The following is a 15,545-nucleotide window of genomic DNA, read 5'->3' as shown; positions in this document are numbered from 1 at the left end:
CCGGCCCGCGTGAGTGCGGACCGGCCGATTTCTCCGGGCCGGAGGGGGATCGCTGGCCCAATGCCGGCATTCTCTCAGGTGTAAGTTACATGCCGATTACCCTCCGGTAACGTTTGAATAACTTGCCCGCCGCTCAGGCGTCCCGCTGCTCGGCGTCTTCGAGCGCCCGGAGTATCGGGCCGAGTTCCCTCTCGCGTGTGGCCTCGTACTCCTCTAGCGTCTCTGCCCGGCGCGCCAGCTCTGCGAGCCGGCCGGTGAGGCCGCCGCCACCCTCGCAGGAGGCCAGGATGCGCCAGCCGAGCAGACGGTAGAACCGCAGCAGGCGAACGTCGGAGAGACCACTTTCGATCAGCTCTTCGAGCGCGGCGTGCAGCTCCCTGGCGTCCCCGACCGACAGCTCTAAGACCACCCTGCTCCCGCCCACTCCTAGTGTGCCTTCTCCACGTAGATCCTGTCCCGCGTGATTACCAGGTGTACCTCTGCTGGGCTGCGTTTGAGATACTCCCTCCACCGCTGTTCGAAGACCTCCGAACCAGCCGCATCGGTCTCTATGAGGATGCCCCCCTCGATCTCTCTCAGCACGGCCCGGTGCTCAGAGAGTTCCCCCCGGCGGACGGGGTCCCGTCGGTAGATCGAGTTGCGCGACCGGAAACTCTGCACGCTCGAGGGCGTCGTGTTCAGCTCCTGCGCGATCCACTCGTCCCCCCGCCCCTCCTCCACCCAGCGGCGGATCTTGTCCGCGTGCGGTTTCAGCGCTACCCGTCTGCTTCCCATGGCCCCTTCTTCTCCCGTAGCGGCTAAATTCTAATCTATATGTACCACTTTTAGTTATCAGATGCCAGATATGGGAGGCAGGCTTATTCTTGTAAATCTTCTGGTGTGCTGCGGGGACGGACCCTGGCTCATACCTCAGCTGCGGGGTGATCTGCGTGGCATGGGGTGGAGCGAGGAGAGTCCGCCGTCCACCCCGATGACCTGTCCCGTGATCCAGCTCTGCTCCGGCGAGAGCAGCCACTCGATCACGGAGGCTATGTCCTCCGGCTTCCCGAGGCGACCGAGCGGGTGCAGCTCGGTCGAGGCCCTTCGTGAGGCCTCGCTGCGGGTGACCCTCTCGGTCATCCGGGTCTCGACCAGCCCGGGGGCCACCGCGTTGAACCTCAGGCCGCGAGGGGCGTAGGAGGTTGCGGCCGAGCGCGTCAGCGCCGCGACGGCACCTTTTGCGGCTGAGATCGCCTCGTGATTGGCCAGGCCCGTGGTGGCGGCCACCGAGGAGAGGAGCACCACCGAGCCGTCCTGCATGTGGTTTGCCGCCGCCCGGACCATCGCGAACGCGGTGGCTGCGTTGAGAGCGAAGGTCTGTTCGAACTCCTCGTGGCTGGTGAGGTGGGCCGGTTTTATCAAGAAGGATCCCACGCAGTTGACCGCCCCGTCTATCCGGCCGAACTCATCGGCTGTGGCCTGGAACAGACGCTCCATTTCACCGGGGGCGGAGACGTCGAGGGGGATGGAGAAGGCGTCCAGCTCTCCGGCCAGCCTTTGCAGCCGCTCTTCTCCCCTCGCCGCCAGGGCCAGGCGTGCCCCCCGTCGCGCTAGCCGCCGGCAGAGGGCCCCTCCGATGCCACCGGTGGCTCCGGTGATCACGTAGATCGGAGAGCTCTTATCCATGTCAGGTGCTCCTCTCGAGACGCCACATTCTCTGCGCTTCCATTATCGAGGCGAGCTGTATCTCGACTGTGTTCTCTATCTCACGTGCGTATCCACCGGCCATCGTCACGACGACCGGGAGGCTGCACCTCCGGCAGGCCTCGAGCACCATCCGGTCCCGCCAGGCGAGGGCTTCCTTGCTCACCGAGAGCCGGCCGAGGCGGTCTTCCTCGAACGCGTCGGCCCCGGCCAGGTAGAAGGCTATCTCCGCCTCGGATTCTTCGAGCGATCTCTTGAGGCCCTCCGCGAGAGCCTCCAGGTACATGTCGTCCCGCGCTCCGTCCATCAGTTCTGCGTCGAGATCGCTCCTCTCCTTGTGGAAGGGGAAGTTCTTGGCCCCGTGGATCGAGAAGGTGAACACCGAGGGGTCTCCCTCGAAGATCCTCGCCGTTCCGTTACCCTGATGGACGTCGGTGTCTATGACGACGGCGCGCTCTACGGCCCCTTCCCGCTGCAGCGTCCTGATGGCGACGGCGACGTCGTTGAAGACGCAGTATCCCTCACCCCGGTCGGCGAAGGCATGGTGGGTTCCCCCCGCCAGGTTGGCGGCGAAACCCTCAAGGAGGGCCGTCTCAGCTGCCTCAAGGGTCGCGCCACAGGAGCGGCGGGAGCGCTCGACCATCTGCTCCGACCAGGGGAAGCCTATCCGGCGGATCTCCCTGCGGGAGAGCGTTCCGGTCTTCACCTTCTCCAGGTACCCGCGGGTGTGGACGAGCGCTAGCTCCCCGTCGGTGGCCGCGCGCGGCACGCGCAGCTCGCCGGGGGCGCAGACGCCCGCCTCCTCAACCCTCTTGCGCAGCATCGCGTATTTCTGCATCGGGAAGCGGTGGCCCTCCGGCAGGGGGAGAACGAAGCTGTCGCTGTAGAATATCTTCAAGACCCCTCCTTCGAAGGCTTTTGCAGGAGTTCCCCCCGGGATGATGATATAGCCGCCGGGACCGGCTGGCTGTGGTAGCATCCCCTACCTGGTGGAGCCTTTGGATTACCCTGTGCAGCAGAGCCTGTTCGAGGGGGAGGATGCCGAGGTCTCTCCCCCCGAGCCGGGTCTCTACGCCGGTACCTCCGGCTGGTCGTACGCCGACTGGGAGGGGACCCTCTATCCACCGGGACTCGCGCCGGCCGGGAGGCTCGCGCGGTACGCCGGGAGGTACACCACGGTGGAGGTGGACTCGACCTTCTACGGCATCCCGCGGGGATCTACCGTGCGCCGCTGGAGGCATGCGGTGCCGCGGGGTTTCCTGTTCGCGGCGAAGTTTCCGCGGGAGATCACCCACGAGCGGCTCCTCGAGGGGTGCGGGGAGCTGGCACGACGTTTCGTAGACGTGATGCGCGGGCTCGGAGACAGGCTCGGCCCGCTTCTCCTGCAGCTGCCGCCTTATCTGGAATCCAAGGCATCCTCCCGCCTGGAGGACTTCCTCGACGGGTTGCCGGCCGGCCCGCGCTACGCCGTAGAGGTGCGCCACCGGAGCTGGCTGGATCTGGATCTTGAGGAGATGCTGCGCGGGCGCGGGGTGGCGCTCGTGCTCGTGGACTCTCCCGGGATGCCCCGGATGGAGGTGGCGACCGCCGGCTTCGTCTACATCAGGCTTCTGGGGGACCGGCGGAGGTTCCCCTCGAGACACACCCACCCGCGCTGCGACCGGACGGAGGATCTTGTGTGGTGGTCCCGTCGGATAGACCGTTTTCTCGCGGAGGGTCGTGAAGTGTTCCTGTACGCCAACAACCACTACCAGAATCATTCTCCCACCACGGTCGACCAGCTATTCACGTTGCGCGGGAGGGATTGATGATACCGGTAATCTTCAGCACCGGCTCGCTCCACACCTTCGGTCTCGCCCGGATATTCCGCTGGGTGGCGGAGGCCGGCTACGATGGCGTCGAGGTGATGATGGACGACAGGTGGGACACACACCAGGCGGAGTACATCGAGCTACTCTCGCGGGAACATGGCCTGCCCGTGATCGCGCTGCACCCGCCGCTTGGCCGCGGGCTCTGGGGGGTGGACGACGACGAGACGCTGGTGCGTGCTGCCTCGCTCGCCGCCAGGGTGGGAGCGCGGGTGGTCGTCGCGCATCCCCCGGCGGGTCGTGACCTGGAGAGCTGGCGCGATGGTGTACTGGAGCGGGCCCGGTCCGAGGGGGTTTGCGTGGCGGTCGAGAACCTGATTCCTCAGATCGAGCGGCGTTTCCCGTTCGGGAGTCGCAGGGTGGGCTGCTACCTTCCCGAACACCTGCGGGATATTGGCGGGGTGACGCTTGACACCAGCCACTGCGCCGCGAGCGGCGTGGACATCCTGCAGGCCCTCTCGGCGCTCACCGGGCAGCTGCGGCACGTGCATCTCTCCGACTCCCGGCTCGAGGGCGGGGACGAACACCGGCTGCCGGGGCAGGGTAAGCTCCCGTTGAGGCGCTTTCTCCGCGAGCTCGGCTCCACCGGCTACGGTGGTGCCGTAAGCCTGGAGCTCAGGCCCCGGGCCCTCGGTGCGCCCGAGGAGGAGAAGATCCGCTACCGGATGCGCGCCACGCTCGAATACGTGCGTGAGGGGATGGAGGGGGTCTGGCTGCGGCGGTAGCGGCCGACGGGGCTTAACGGGGTGTGATGGCGGGCTGGTGGGATCTTTCGTAGGCGGCCAGCGTCTCGCCTGACTCGGATCTCCAGATCGCCTTCGAGACATCTGCGAGGAACTCTCCGCCGCGCTGGAGGTCGTTGGTGCCGTACTTGGTGAAGATCGCCAGGACGTAGGGCCTTCTGCGGTAGAGCACGATGCCCGCGTCGTTGAACGTGCTGTCCAGCCAGCCCCCCTTGTTCGCGACCTTGACGCTCGGCGGTACGCCTGCCTCCATCCACCACTCCATATCGTTGTGCCGCAGCAGGTAGATCATCCTGCTGCAGCTCCGGCGGCTCGCGGCCCGGCCCTCGTAGATCTCGGCCAGAATCCTCGCCATATCGCGCGGGGTGGTGCGGTTGTCGAGGGCGGGGACCGCCGCGCGGTTGTCGCTCAGTTTCTGGTAGAGGACGGTGTGGCGGGCACCCAGAGAGCGGGCCACCAGGTTGACGTAGTCGCGTCCCCCGACGGCGCGGGTGAGCACGTTGGTTGCGACGTTGTCCGAACGCGTGATCATGAGCCACAGGTAATCCCTGACCGGGAGCCTCCTGCCCGCCGGCGCCCAGCGCAACTCGCCCGATCCGGGCGCTTTATCCCCGGGTTTGATAGCGAGCTTCTCTGAGTAGGAGAGCTGGCCATCGTCTATCCTGCGGAAGACGGCGACCATCACCGCGACCTTGATGACCGAGGCGCTGAAGAACGGTTCGTCGGGCCTGACACCGTAGCCCGCCCCGCTATTGAGGTCAATGGCGTAGAACCCGGCTATGCCGGGGTAGCGCTTCACGTAGCCCAGCGCCTGCTCGAGGCCGGGCATGATCCTCTTCCTGTCCGGGTGGTCTTTAAGGATCACCCGCGCCGGCTCGACCCCGGCTCGTCGGGGGGAGGGAGAGGGAACCGGAGCGACGAGATCAGCCGGGAAGTCCGGCAGATCGGCACGGGTCAGGTGCTCGCCGACGCCGCGCACCTCCCACGTCTTCCCGGAGCGCTCCAGGTACACCCGGGTCGTGTGGCTCCTCTCTCCCCTCAGCTCGACGACGCGGTAGGGGCCCGACCCGACAATCGAGATGGCTTTCCAGTGGCCGTCCGGCACGCCCCGTTCCAGGGAAGCGACGGCCGCTCCGAGAGGGGTCCGGGCGGGGGTGGCGGGTGACCCGCCGGGCAGCAGGGGACGCTTGAGGTCATCCGGCACGTTCCCGAGAACTGCTTCGATGTCGCGCGGGTTTCCCTTCTCAGGATCGGGGTCTCGCTGCACGAGCACCGACCTGCGAGGCTGCCAGAATCCGTCCCGATGGTGGAGGAAGACGGTATAGTAACCGCCCGGCTCGCCCGAGGAGACCTGGACCGAGGCCCAGCGGGGATCGAGTACGCTCTGCCGCACGCCGTGGACCCCGCGCTGGGACAGCCCCGGAAGACCGGGGGCGACCGCCAGGTAGGCGGCGCCGGTTACCGAAGAGGCGGGGGAGACGGCCTGCACGACGCGTGCTGTCGACGGGGTGGCCACCTCCGGGTAGCGCCCCTCGTGATTCCCCGGTCTTCCGGTGAAAGTTTTAGCCGCGAGCGCCACCGAGAATGCCACCACGAACAGCGCCGCGGCACTCCGGTAGAGCCTGTGATCCAACTTCCTGCGCATGACCGGCACCTCTCCGACGTCGAGATCGTCGACCCTGCTTCGTTCCTGGTTCTCGCGGAACGCACAGGAGAGAAAGGATGCCACAGATCCCGCGCGGCCTCCTGTGTTCCCCGGCGGATGATAACCTCTCTTTATGTCCGGGTTTCAATCGAAAGAGAGGTGTCGTGCGCGACGAGAGGCTCACCAAGCTCGCTGACGTGATGGTCCGGTACTCCATAGGAGCCCGCGAGGGGGAGCAGGTGCTCATCACCGGCGGAATCGCCGCGGCCCCCCTCATCCGGGAGGTCTACGCGCGGGTGTTGGATGCCGGCGCCGTGCCAGTGACGCTGGTCTCCGTGCCGGGGCTGCAGGAGGTCTTCTTCGAGCACGCGGGGGATGCCCACTACCGGAAGACCCCTTCAATAATGCGCTCCGTCTACGAACAGGCCGACGCCTTCGTGCAGATCATGGCACCGGAGAACACCCGGGCACTCTCCGGAGTAGATCCTGAGAAACAGCGGGCGCTTGCGCTCCGAGACAAGCACCTGACTGACCTAGTGATCGAAAGGGATCGCTGGATTCTGACGCTCTATCCGACGAACGCCCTGGCGCAGGAGTCCGAGATGGGCCTGCGCGAGTACGAGGAGTTCGTTTTCTCGGCCCTGGCGCTCGACCGGGAGGACCCGGCAGCCTTCTGGAGCGCGCGCTCCGCCGAACAGCGAAGGCTCGCCGAGAGGCTGGAGCGGGGCAGAGAGGTGCGCATCGTCGGGCCGGGCACCGAGCTGACGCTCTCGGTCGAAGGACGCAGATTCCTCGAGGACTCCGGTCAGCACAACCTGCCCTGTGGTGAGATCTTCACCGGTCCCGTCGAGGATTCCGCCGAGGGGCACGTCTACTTCGGAGTCCCGGCGACTGTGGGGGGGAGGGACGTCTCCGGGGTGCACCTCACCTTCCACGAGGGGAGGGTGGTGGAGGCTGCGGCCGAGAAGGGCGAGGAGTACCTCACGAGCATGCTTGACGCCGACGAGGGCTCGCGTTACCTCGGGGAACTCGGCATCGGCACCAACTACGAGATCCCACGCGCCACGCGAAGCATACTCTTCGACGAGAAGCTGGGCGGCACCGTCCACCTCGCGCTTGGCCAGTCCTATGCCCAGACCGGCGGTAGAAACTCCTCCAGTGTCCACTGGGACCTCATCTGCGATCTGCGGCAGGGCGGGGAGCTCTACGTCGACGGGGAGCTCCTGCAGAAGGACGGGCGCTTCGTCGGGTTTGATCTGTGAGGAAACCCGGAGGCGAGAGGATATGGAGATGGGAGACAGGCCACTGCGGATCGGAGGTATCGAGGAGAAGACGGACGTCGAGCCTGTGCGCGACCTCTTGGACGAGCCTGGGCTGGTTTGCGAGCACGTGCGCTTTGGGTCCGGGGAGGGCTATCCCTTCTCGGTCTGCTTCTAATTCTCCTACGAGTCCTCGGAGCACTTCGGCCGCCTGCTCAAGAGCTTTCCGACCGTCACGGCTACGACGTCGAGATTCTCTGAAGGGCCCTGCGGGGTGCCCGGACGGGCGTATACTGGTCTTCGGCCGCTGCGCGCGGGAGGTTGCAGTTTTTAGAGGATTTTTAGGGGAGGCGTTTTGAGGGTGCGTTACGATACGGTCTTCCTCGACGTTGACGGGACGCTTCTGTGGGTCGACCTCGACGTGGAGGGCTACGTGAGGGACCTCGGGCGCTACGCCAAGGACGGTCCCATCACGGTCGAGGCGGCGGCCGGGCCGATCCAGGAGAGCATAAGGACGCACATCTCCGAGAACATAAAATACCCGACCCGGGAAGAACTCGAGGCCTTCAAGAAGGCCAACGCCGAGAAGACCGCCCGGATGCTAGGAGTCGAGGCGCCGGTGGAGGTGCTGGCGGAGATAGCGGATCGCAGGATCTCCTTCCGCCCCTACCCGGAGACGGAGGAGGTGCTCGGGGAGCTCAGGCGCATGGGCTGCAGGATCTATGTGGTCTCCAACTGGGACGTGCTCCTGGAGGAGGTGCTCCGGGATCTCGGCTGGCTGGAATTCTTCGACGGTCTCGTGGTCTCAGCGGTCGTGGGGGAGGAGAAACCGGGGCGCGAGATCTTCGAGGAGGCTCTGAGGGTGAGCGGGATGGAGGATGTCCGCGACAGGACCCTGCACGTGGGGAACGATCCGGTCGCAGACATAAGAGGTGCCGCGGCGGTGGGGATTGGTGCGGTGCTGGTGGACCGCCGGGGAGACCTGGAGTCCCCAGAGGCTCTGGCGAAGATTCCCGATCTCCGGCCGCTTCCGCGGCTGATCAGGGGGTAGCTTCTTGGTCGATCGGCTCAAACAGCGGGGGATAGACAGGCAGAAGATCGAGCACGCGGTGCGCGAGATTCTGGAGGCGATAGGCGAGGATCCCGGGCGGGAGGGGCTCATCGGCACCCCTTCCCGCGTGGCAGAAGCCTACGAGCACTTCTTCTCCGGCCTGCGCGAGAACCCGGCGGAGCACCTGGAGATCGGTTTTACCGAGGGCTACGACGGTCTCATCCTGGTGCGGGACATAAGCCTCTACAGCATGTGCGAGCACCATCTGGTGCCCTTCATCGGACGTGCGCACGTCGGCTACATACCGGACCGCAAGGTCGTCGGGATCTCCAAGATCGCGCGTCTCGTGGAGGGTTACGCCAGACGCCCCCAGCTGCAGGAGCGGTTGACCGAGCAGATCGCCGACGACCTGTACAACTGCCTCGCGGCGAAGGGTTCGATCGTGGTGATCGAGGCCGAGCACCTGTGCATGACGGCGAGAGGCGTGCAGAAACCAGGCAGCATCACGGTCACCTCGGCGCTCAGGGGGGTGCTCTTCGAGGACGCCGCCTACCGGGCGGAGGCGCTGGATCTGATCCGGAACCCCCGTCGTCCGCAGGGCTGAGAACCTCCGACGCGGCCAGAGCGGCGCCGGCTATGCCGGCTGCGTTGTGCATCCTGGCCGGCACGACCCTTGTCCTCACGTCGACGTGGGCCATGAATTTCTCGAATTTTTTGCTCACCCCGCCGCCGATGATGATGAGGTCGGGCCAGAGAAGGTCTTCGATGTGCCTTATGTACTCCTCAAGGCGTCTAGACCACTTCTTCCAGCCGAGCTTCTCGCGTTTGCGCGCCCCGTCCGAGGCGCGCATCTCGGCGTCGTAGCCGGCGATCTCGATATGACCGAGCTCGGTGTTCGGAACCAGCCTTCCCCCGGTAAATAGCGCGGTCCCGATACCGGTGCCGAGCGTCAGCATCAGCACGACGCCCTTCTCTCCCCGCCCGGCTCCCCAGCGCATCTCCGCGAGCCCCGCCGCGTCGGCGTCGTTTATGACACGCACCGGATGTCTGGTCTCACGCTCGAGGGCGTCCTGCAGGTCGAAGCCCACGTTCGACTCGTCCACGTTGGCAGCGGTCCTTACGACCCCGTCCTTCACCACCGCCGGGAACCCGCACCCGACGGGGCCTTCCCAACCGCAGGCTGCCAGGACCTCGAGCGCGCTCTCGACGATGGCCCCGGGTGTGGCTGGCTGAGGCGTGCCGACCCGGACCCTCTCCGAGAGAAGCTCGCCCGTCCCGACGTCCACCGGGGCGCCTTTTATCCCCGATCCACCTATGTCCAGACCGAATAGCTCCAATGGCTCCTCCTCGTCCACCGCGATCCGGTAATTCTACCGGCGTCGCCTGCTTCAGGAGAGGATCCCGTTCCCGACGTAGCCGCCTCTGCGCGCCTCGGGCGGGCAGGCGAAGATGGCGCTGCCGGATGTTAATGTACTCCATGAGCCGCTCCCACACCCCTGGCCTGTGCTGCAGCGAAATGAACTGCCGGCGAAGAGACCGGCGCCGAGCTGGCCGGTTCCCGCGTCCATGCCGTCGGTGGACGAGTGACCGCGATGCAGGATCTTCACGCCGGGTTCCGCGTGCGCGAGGTGGACGTGGGAGTTTGGGGGAGTGGCGCCGGCTCACAGGGACGAACTCGTCCTCTTTGCCGGGCGGGGCACCGCTCCTGCGGTGACGCCCTGGATTCGCTCCTGTTCTGAGAGCGGAGGACGGTTACAGACCTCGATGGACATACTTATCCACCGGGGGACCGGGCAGGTCCCCCGCGCATCAGCTCGCGAAGCTCCGTGGAATCTGTGGTCGTCGGATCGAAGACGGTGAAGTGCAGCCTCTCCTGCTGGGGATGCTATGCCTCCCTGGTGCTCGTCGCAGAAGGGTTCTCTCCGTGGCCCAGCCGGGCCGGGAGCGCCCCGTCGCCGCCGCGTCCGCCAGGCCGAGGAGTTTGCCGACGGGATTCTTCCTGTCGTGCTCATCTTCTCCGGGGTTGTGGTCGCCGCCAGGATCACAGGGGAGCCCGTGAGCCTCTACTCGCGACGGGTCCGGGGATTGCCGTCGTCATACCTGTTGCCGCGCGTGGCGCAGGTCGCCGTCGTCTCAACAGGGATGCTCGTGGTGCTGCAGACGCTCCCGAACCTGCTCTCCGGTGTCCTGATCATCGCCTCTGGGCAGGTCCGGCCTGGGGAGTACATAAAGCTCTCTTCCGGGGAGGAGGGATATGTCGAGGATATAAACTGGCGCAACACGACCATCCGGGCGCTGCCCCAAAACATGGTCGTCGTGCCGAATTCCACGCTGAGCGCCTCGACGATAACCAACCACTAACGGCCGGAGCGGGAGATGTCGATCGTCGTGCCTCTCGGGGTGGGGTACGAGAGCGATCTCGCGCATGTCGAGCGTGTCGCCGCCGTATAGGTGGCCAACGAGTTCATGTCCGGGATAGAGGGTGGCGTGCCCGGGTTCGAGCCTGCTGTCCGATATAACAACTTAGGGGACTACGGCATAGATTTCAGCGTGATCCTGCGGACCCGGGAGGTCGCCGGGCAGTACCTGATCCTGCACGAGTTCGTCAAGCTGGTGCATTCCCGCTACCGCGATGAGGGCATTGGCATCCCCTACCCGACGACGGTTTTGCGTGTGCCCGATGGTTGGTCCCGGATGGTCAGGTTTCGCCGCTGGGAGGGCCCATGGGCTATATTTAGCCCTATGGAGGACGGGTTTGATAGGCGTCTGCGCGAGGCTGTATCCCGACCGCTGCCCAACTGGCGCGAGGTGTACGAGAGGTTCTCTCCGCGTGACCTCGAGACGGGAAAGCGCCGACCGAGGGTGCCCCCCGCGGGGGCACGCGTGCGGGAGGCCGCCGTGCTCATTCCGGTGGTCCGCGGTGAGAAGAGGATCATCTACACCCTGCGAAAGGAGGGCCTGCGCAACCATGCCGGTCAGATCTCGTTTCCGGGCGGCCGGTTCGAGCCGAGGGATTCCTCTCTTATGGAGACCGCGCTGCGCGAGTCTCACGAGGAGGTGTTGCTCGACCCCTCCCGGGTCGAGGTTCTCGGGAGGCTGGAGAAGATGTACATCCCGGCCTCGGGTTTCCTGGTCAGCCCCTACGTCGGCCTGTTGCCCAAAGGTGCGGAGTACTCTCTCTCCTCGCCCGGTGAGGTCCAGGAGGTGTTCACCGTCCCGCTCGAGGTACTGATGGCTCCCGAGACCTTCCGGGAGATAGTCTGGCGGCGCGACGGGCGCGAGTACGAGGTTCCCGTCTTCTCGGTCGGTGATCACAACATATGGGGGGCGACGGCGGCGATGACCGCCGGGTTGCTCGTCCGATTGGGCTGGAAGCCCGATTGAAGGGTGGACGTGCCCGCCCATCTTATCCACAACATGTTGTGGATAAGATGGCCAGACGGTGGATAACTCGCCGTTCGCGGGAGCTCAGAAGCCCGGTAGTCCGGCCAGCCGGCGTACCACTTCGACGTTGGAGAGGAGAGCGACGGCACCGAGGGCGGGAGCAGGACGCCCGAGGAGTGCGCCGAGAGCGAGGATCGCCAGCCGCACGTCGCGGGTCGCGCCGAGGCCCGTGAAACTGCGCGGTATTTTGCCGATGGTCGCCTCCCAGCGGGCCCTGGTGTACGGTACGAGCAACGCTCCGGCGAGCGCCGGATAGCCGAGGATTTGCGCTGACCTTCGGCGTGCGGCGAGCGCGGAGATCACGAGAGCATCCGACCAGCGGTCCAGGACTGCGTCGAGCACGCCCCCTCTCGGGGAGGACTCGAGCCGGGCCCGGGCGAGTTCCCCGTCGCAGCCGTCCACCACCGAAGATAGCTGTACCAGCGCCCCCCCGAGCCTCATCCGGCCACGCAAGATCGAGAACGCCCCCGCCGCGGCCAGCGCGAAGCTGGCCAGGCTCACGTGATCCGGCGCTACCGGGGTGCCGAGCAGCCGGCGGGTCACCCGGCGACTCAGCCTGCGATTGAAGTGTCGCGAGACGAAGCCGTCATTGCCGGATGCGGCCCAGCTCAGGATGGCTTCCAGCGCCCGCTCGATGTCGGCCGGCGTGTCCACGTCAGTCCACGGCGCTCCGTCGAGGTCTACTGCCTCTATCCGTCCTCCCTGTGCAAGCCACCTCCGTTTCAGCTCGTTCCAGGAGAGCGGTCCATCCTCCTCGCCGGAGAGCTTCTGCAGTACACTGCGGGAGCACAAAAACAGCCCCGCATCCAGCGCGTCGTAGGGCGTAAGCCCCTTACCAAAGTCGACCACGCCCCCGCCCCGCAGCCTTACCCGGGTGGCCTCGGCAGGATCCGCAAACAGCGGCCGACTGTCCACCGCCGCAACGAACTCCCCCCGCTGGACGAGAAGCCTGCGCACTGCCTCCGGACTATGTACGTGATCCACCATGGAGACCACGAACCTCTCCGGTAGATGATCAATCGCAGCCAGTACCGACGTCCCGTTGCCCCGCGGATAGTCCGGGTTCTCGACCACCCTCACCGCGAGATCTCTCTCCTCGCAGAACCGCGAAACCTCCTCGGCCCGGTAGCCCACCACGACGACCACCGGCCCCTCGAGCCCACCCGCCCTCAGCGTGCGCACGGTCCTCTCCAGAAGCGTCAGACCACCCACCCGCACGAGCGGCTTGGGTCTGCCACAGTCCCGCATCCTCTCCCCGAAGCCCGCAGCGAGTACAGCCGCGCCGGTTTCAGTCTCCTGCACCATCATCCTCACACCTCCGGCTCCAAAAGCCCGCCAGACACGCAAGAAGAGATCCGCCCGGAAAAACATATCCGGGCCGGGTCCGGTGCCAGGCAATCCACCGCTCAGAAAGTTGCTCCAATGTTAACTCGCAACACGTGATCTTTCAATCATTACATCTGAACAATCTTTGTTGGCGTAAAAAGAACGAAAGCTTATAAAGAGTTGTTTGCGGTATACTCAGAGGTCGTCAGGTTCTGTGGTGTCGGGTATGCATACAGAAAGGAGGGTCCATGGGTGCAGCGAGGAAGATAAGTCCTGCGGAGGGCAGGCTCGGAGTTTTGATGCCCGGGATGGGTGCGGTGGCGACGACGTTCATGGCGGGGGTCGAGCTGATAAAGAAAGGGTTTGGTGATCCGGTTGGCTCTCTGACGCAGCTTGGCACGATCAGGCTCGGCAAGCGCACCGAGGAACGGAACCCGAAGATAAAGGAGTTCGTGCCGCTGGCGGAGTTGGGGGATCTCGTCTTCGGCGGGTGGGATGCATTCCCTGACGACGCCTATGAGGCTGCCGTGGTCGCGGGGGTGCTGGAGAAAGAGCATCTCAACACAGTGCGGGACGAGCTCAAGCGGGTGAGACCATGGCCGGCGGTCTTCGACGAGCGTTACGTGGGGAGGCTTGAGGCGACGCACAGGAAGCGCTACTCCTCTCTCAGGGAGGCTGCCGAGCAGGTGAGGGAGGACATAAGGCGCTTCAAGCGGGAGAACGGGCTTGAACGGGTGGTGATGATCAGCTGTGCCTCGACCGAGGCCTACCTGCAGGTGCAGGACGTCCACACCACCGTGGAGGCCTTCGAGAGGGGACTCGATGAGTCCAGCCCAGCCATCTCTCCGGCGATGATCTACGCCTACGCGGCGATCATGGAGGGGGTGCCCTATGCCAATGGTTCGCCCTCTCTCGCGGTAGACATTCCGGCTCTGGTGCAGCTCGCCACCGAGCGGGGTGTTCCGATAGCGGGGAAGGACTACAAGACCGGACAGACCTGGATGAAGACGGTGGTGGCTCCCGGTATCAAGGCCAGGATGCTCGGGATGGAGGGCTGGTTCTCGACCAACATCCTCGGCAACCGCGACGGGGAGGTGCTCGACGCTCCGGAGAACCTCAAGAGCAAGGAAGTCTCGAAGCTCTCGGTCCTCGACTACATCCTTCAGCCCGACGTCTACCCCGAGCTCTACGGCAAACTCTCCCACCTGGTCAAGATCAACTACTACCCGCCGCGGGGTGATGCGAAGGAGGGCTGGGACAACATAGACATCTTCGGGTGGCTCGGCTACCCGATGCAGATAAAGATCAACTTCCTCGCCCGCGACTCGATCCTGGCGGCCCCGATCGTGCTCGACCTGGCACTCTTCCTCGACCTCGCGCAGCGGGCTTCGATGGGCGGCATCCAGGAGTGGCTCTCGTTCTACTTCAAGAGCCCGATGGTCCCGCCGGAGCTCTACCCGGAGCACGACCTCTTCATCCAGCTCATGAAGCTGAAGAATACCCTGCGCACGATCATGGGCGAAGAGGTCATCCACCACACGGGCCTCGACTACTACGAGGACTGAGCCCCGGCGTGGTTCGTTGATACGGGCCCTGACCGGGGTTGCCCCTGGTCAGGGCCTCGCCGGTCCCGGGTGGGAGAGCGCGTCGAAGATGAAGGTGTAGGCTCTCTCGTCGTAGGGAATCAGGAGGTGGTCCGAGGTGTCGAGCGGGTAGTAGTCCTGGATGGTTATGTTCGAGACCCGCGAAGCCGGCCCCTTCAGAAAGGCCGAGGTGTACGGAACCACCACATCGTCGTATCTGGTCGTGATCACCGTGTAGGAGACACCTCCCGGCGTCTCGTCCCCGCTGTTGAGCCTGCGCAGGAACGGCGAGCCCCACATCTGCTGCCGGCAGGCTACGCAACCGAGCAGACCGGTGGTAAAGGCTCCCGGGTTCTTCGTCCCGTGGTTCGATGGGGTGAGCGCGACCAGGTCGTCCACCTTCTTCGCCCCGCCGAGGAACTTGATGTAGTAGCGGGGCATCATCCCGCCCTGGCTGTGCCCCACGATGTCCACCTTGCGCGCCCCCGTCAGACGGAGCACGTGGTTGACGAAGCTCCGCAGCTCGCTCGCCGACTGCTGTATAGGCCCTGTCGAGTACCCCGCCGCCGTCACCCCGTAGTTCAGCGAGTATACGCAGTAACCGCGCGCCGCAAGCTCCGGGGAGAGCTTCGCCCAGTTCTGCGCCATGCTCTCGAACGTCCCCGGAACGAGCACCACCGGCTCGGGGTGCCGGGGGCTCGGGTGACACCCAGGTTCGTTCGCTCCTGGCGGTGCCGGCCCCTGCCGCTTGAGGAACCCCGCGGAAGGAGTTGCCGCCCAGACCGTGCCCTGCACGAAGGACAGCGTGACCAGAACCGCGAAGGCTACCGAAAGAGCACCCCACAAAAAATTCCTCGTTCCCCGCATCTCCCTCCTCCATCCAGAAAGTAATCGTCCGATGATTACATTATACGGGATGCGGTAATGCTGGAAAAGGGGCCTG

General features: G+C 65.4%; 17 protein-coding genes. 9 read left to right on the top strand and 8 right to left on the bottom strand.

The features are described from left to right. Nucleotides 1-133 precede the first annotated feature (133 nt). From PJB24_RS12060 to PJB24_RS12045, 4 genes are all read right to left on the bottom strand, one after another. Nucleotides 134-424 carry a hypothetical protein gene (locus PJB24_RS12060; RefSeq protein ID WP_273846240.1) on the bottom strand — a complete coding sequence of 97 codons (291 nt, stop codon included), beginning with the start codon at nucleotides 422-424 and terminating at the stop codon, nucleotides 134-136. A 2-nt stretch (nucleotides 425-426) separates the two neighbouring features. Continuing rightward, nucleotides 427-774, bottom strand: coding sequence for a hypothetical protein (locus tag PJB24_RS12055; protein ID WP_273846236.1), 348 nt, complete (start codon nucleotides 772-774; stop codon nucleotides 427-429). Between the two features lie 135 nt (nucleotides 775-909). After that, the gene (locus PJB24_RS12050; RefSeq protein WP_273846235.1) at nucleotides 910-1,665 is read right to left on the bottom strand and encodes an SDR family NAD(P)-dependent oxidoreductase; all 756 of its coding nucleotides are present in this window, start codon (nucleotides 1,663-1,665) and stop codon (nucleotides 910-912) included. Nucleotide 1,666: 1 nt separating this feature from the next. Further along, complete coding sequence (locus PJB24_RS12045) at nucleotides 1,667-2,581, bottom strand: histone deacetylase family protein (protein WP_273846233.1); 915 nt, start codon at nucleotides 2,579-2,581, stop codon at nucleotides 1,667-1,669. 100 nt (nucleotides 2,582-2,681) lie between these two features. Here PJB24_RS12045 and PJB24_RS12040 point away from each other — a divergent pair, with 100 nt between their 5' ends. Then, nucleotides 2,682-3,491: a DUF72 domain-containing protein gene (locus PJB24_RS12040; RefSeq protein WP_273846231.1), complete on the top strand. Its 810-nt coding sequence runs from the start codon at nucleotides 2,682-2,684 to the stop codon at nucleotides 3,489-3,491. Further along, nucleotides 3,491-4,276: a sugar phosphate isomerase/epimerase family protein gene (locus PJB24_RS12035; RefSeq protein WP_273846229.1), complete on the top strand. Its 786-nt coding sequence runs from the start codon at nucleotides 3,491-3,493 to the stop codon at nucleotides 4,274-4,276. Before PJB24_RS12040 ends, PJB24_RS12035 begins: the two co-directional genes overlap by 1 nt. A gap of 13 nt (nucleotides 4,277-4,289) precedes the next feature. Here the strand turns inward: PJB24_RS12035 and PJB24_RS12030 are convergent, their stop codons facing one another. After that, nucleotides 4,290-6,023: a serine hydrolase gene (locus tag PJB24_RS12030; protein ID WP_273846227.1), complete on the bottom strand. Its 1,734-nt coding sequence runs from the start codon at nucleotides 6,021-6,023 to the stop codon at nucleotides 4,290-4,292. 80 nt (nucleotides 6,024-6,103) lie between these two features. Between PJB24_RS12030 and PJB24_RS12025 the strand changes: the two genes are divergently transcribed. The 4 genes from PJB24_RS12025 (at nucleotide 6,104) to folE (ending at nucleotide 8,853) form a co-directional block, all read left to right on the top strand. Continuing rightward, nucleotides 6,104-7,201, top strand: coding sequence for an aminopeptidase (locus PJB24_RS12025; protein ID WP_273846225.1), 1,098 nt, complete (start codon nucleotides 6,104-6,106; stop codon nucleotides 7,199-7,201). A 28-nt stretch (nucleotides 7,202-7,229) separates the two neighbouring features. Continuing rightward, nucleotides 7,230-7,376 carry a hypothetical protein gene (locus PJB24_RS12020; RefSeq protein ID WP_273846222.1) on the top strand — a complete coding sequence of 49 codons (147 nt, stop codon included), beginning with the start codon at nucleotides 7,230-7,232 and terminating at the stop codon, nucleotides 7,374-7,376. A 183-nt stretch (nucleotides 7,377-7,559) separates the two neighbouring features. Then, on the top strand, nucleotides 7,560-8,249 hold the full coding sequence (locus PJB24_RS12015) for an HAD family hydrolase (RefSeq protein WP_273846285.1): 690 nt from the start codon (nucleotides 7,560-7,562) through the stop codon (nucleotides 8,247-8,249). A 4-nt stretch (nucleotides 8,250-8,253) separates the two neighbouring features. Beyond that, complete coding sequence (gene folE / locus PJB24_RS12010; RefSeq protein WP_273846219.1) at nucleotides 8,254-8,853, top strand: GTP cyclohydrolase I FolE; 600 nt, start codon at nucleotides 8,254-8,256, stop codon at nucleotides 8,851-8,853. Here folE and ppgK read toward each other — a convergent pair. Continuing rightward, nucleotides 8,771-9,586 (bottom strand): polyphosphate--glucose phosphotransferase, encoded by an 816-nt coding sequence (ppgK, locus tag PJB24_RS12005; protein ID WP_273846218.1) that lies wholly within the window; start codon nucleotides 9,584-9,586, stop codon nucleotides 8,771-8,773. The two genes, folE and ppgK, sit on opposite strands and share 83 nt — an antisense overlap. A gap of 667 nt (nucleotides 9,587-10,253) precedes the next feature. Here ppgK and PJB24_RS12000 point away from each other — a divergent pair. After that, nucleotides 10,254-10,610 (top strand): mechanosensitive ion channel domain-containing protein, encoded by a 357-nt coding sequence (locus PJB24_RS12000; RefSeq protein WP_273846215.1) that lies wholly within the window; start codon nucleotides 10,254-10,256, stop codon nucleotides 10,608-10,610. A 105-nt stretch (nucleotides 10,611-10,715) separates the two neighbouring features. Next, nucleotides 10,716-11,633, top strand: a complete 918-nt coding sequence (locus PJB24_RS11995) for an NUDIX domain-containing protein (protein WP_273846214.1) — start codon at nucleotides 10,716-10,718, stop codon at nucleotides 11,631-11,633. A gap of 84 nt (nucleotides 11,634-11,717) precedes the next feature. Here PJB24_RS11995 and PJB24_RS11990 read toward each other — a convergent pair whose 3' ends face one another. Then, nucleotides 11,718-13,001 carry an NTP transferase domain-containing protein gene (locus PJB24_RS11990; protein WP_273846211.1) on the bottom strand — a complete coding sequence of 428 codons (1,284 nt, stop codon included), beginning with the start codon at nucleotides 12,999-13,001 and terminating at the stop codon, nucleotides 11,718-11,720. 266 nt (nucleotides 13,002-13,267) lie between these two features. On the opposite strand from PJB24_RS11990, the gene PJB24_RS11985 reads away from it, so the two are divergent. Next, nucleotides 13,268-14,584: an inositol-3-phosphate synthase gene (locus tag PJB24_RS11985; RefSeq protein WP_273846209.1), complete on the top strand. Its 1,317-nt coding sequence runs from the start codon at nucleotides 13,268-13,270 to the stop codon at nucleotides 14,582-14,584. 48 nt (nucleotides 14,585-14,632) lie between these two features. On the opposite strand, the gene PJB24_RS11980 is transcribed toward PJB24_RS11985, so the two are convergent. After that, nucleotides 14,633-15,469, bottom strand: a complete 837-nt coding sequence (locus tag PJB24_RS11980; RefSeq protein ID WP_273846206.1) for an esterase/lipase family protein — start codon at nucleotides 15,467-15,469, stop codon at nucleotides 14,633-14,635. Nucleotides 15,470-15,545: the final 76 nt, after the last annotated feature.

It is taken from the genome of Rubrobacter calidifluminis, assembly GCF_028617075.1.
Classification (GTDB): Bacteria; Actinomycetota; Rubrobacteria; order Rubrobacterales; family Rubrobacteraceae; genus Rubrobacter_E; species Rubrobacter_E calidifluminis.
This window is presented reverse-complemented; position numbering and strand designations above follow the sequence as displayed.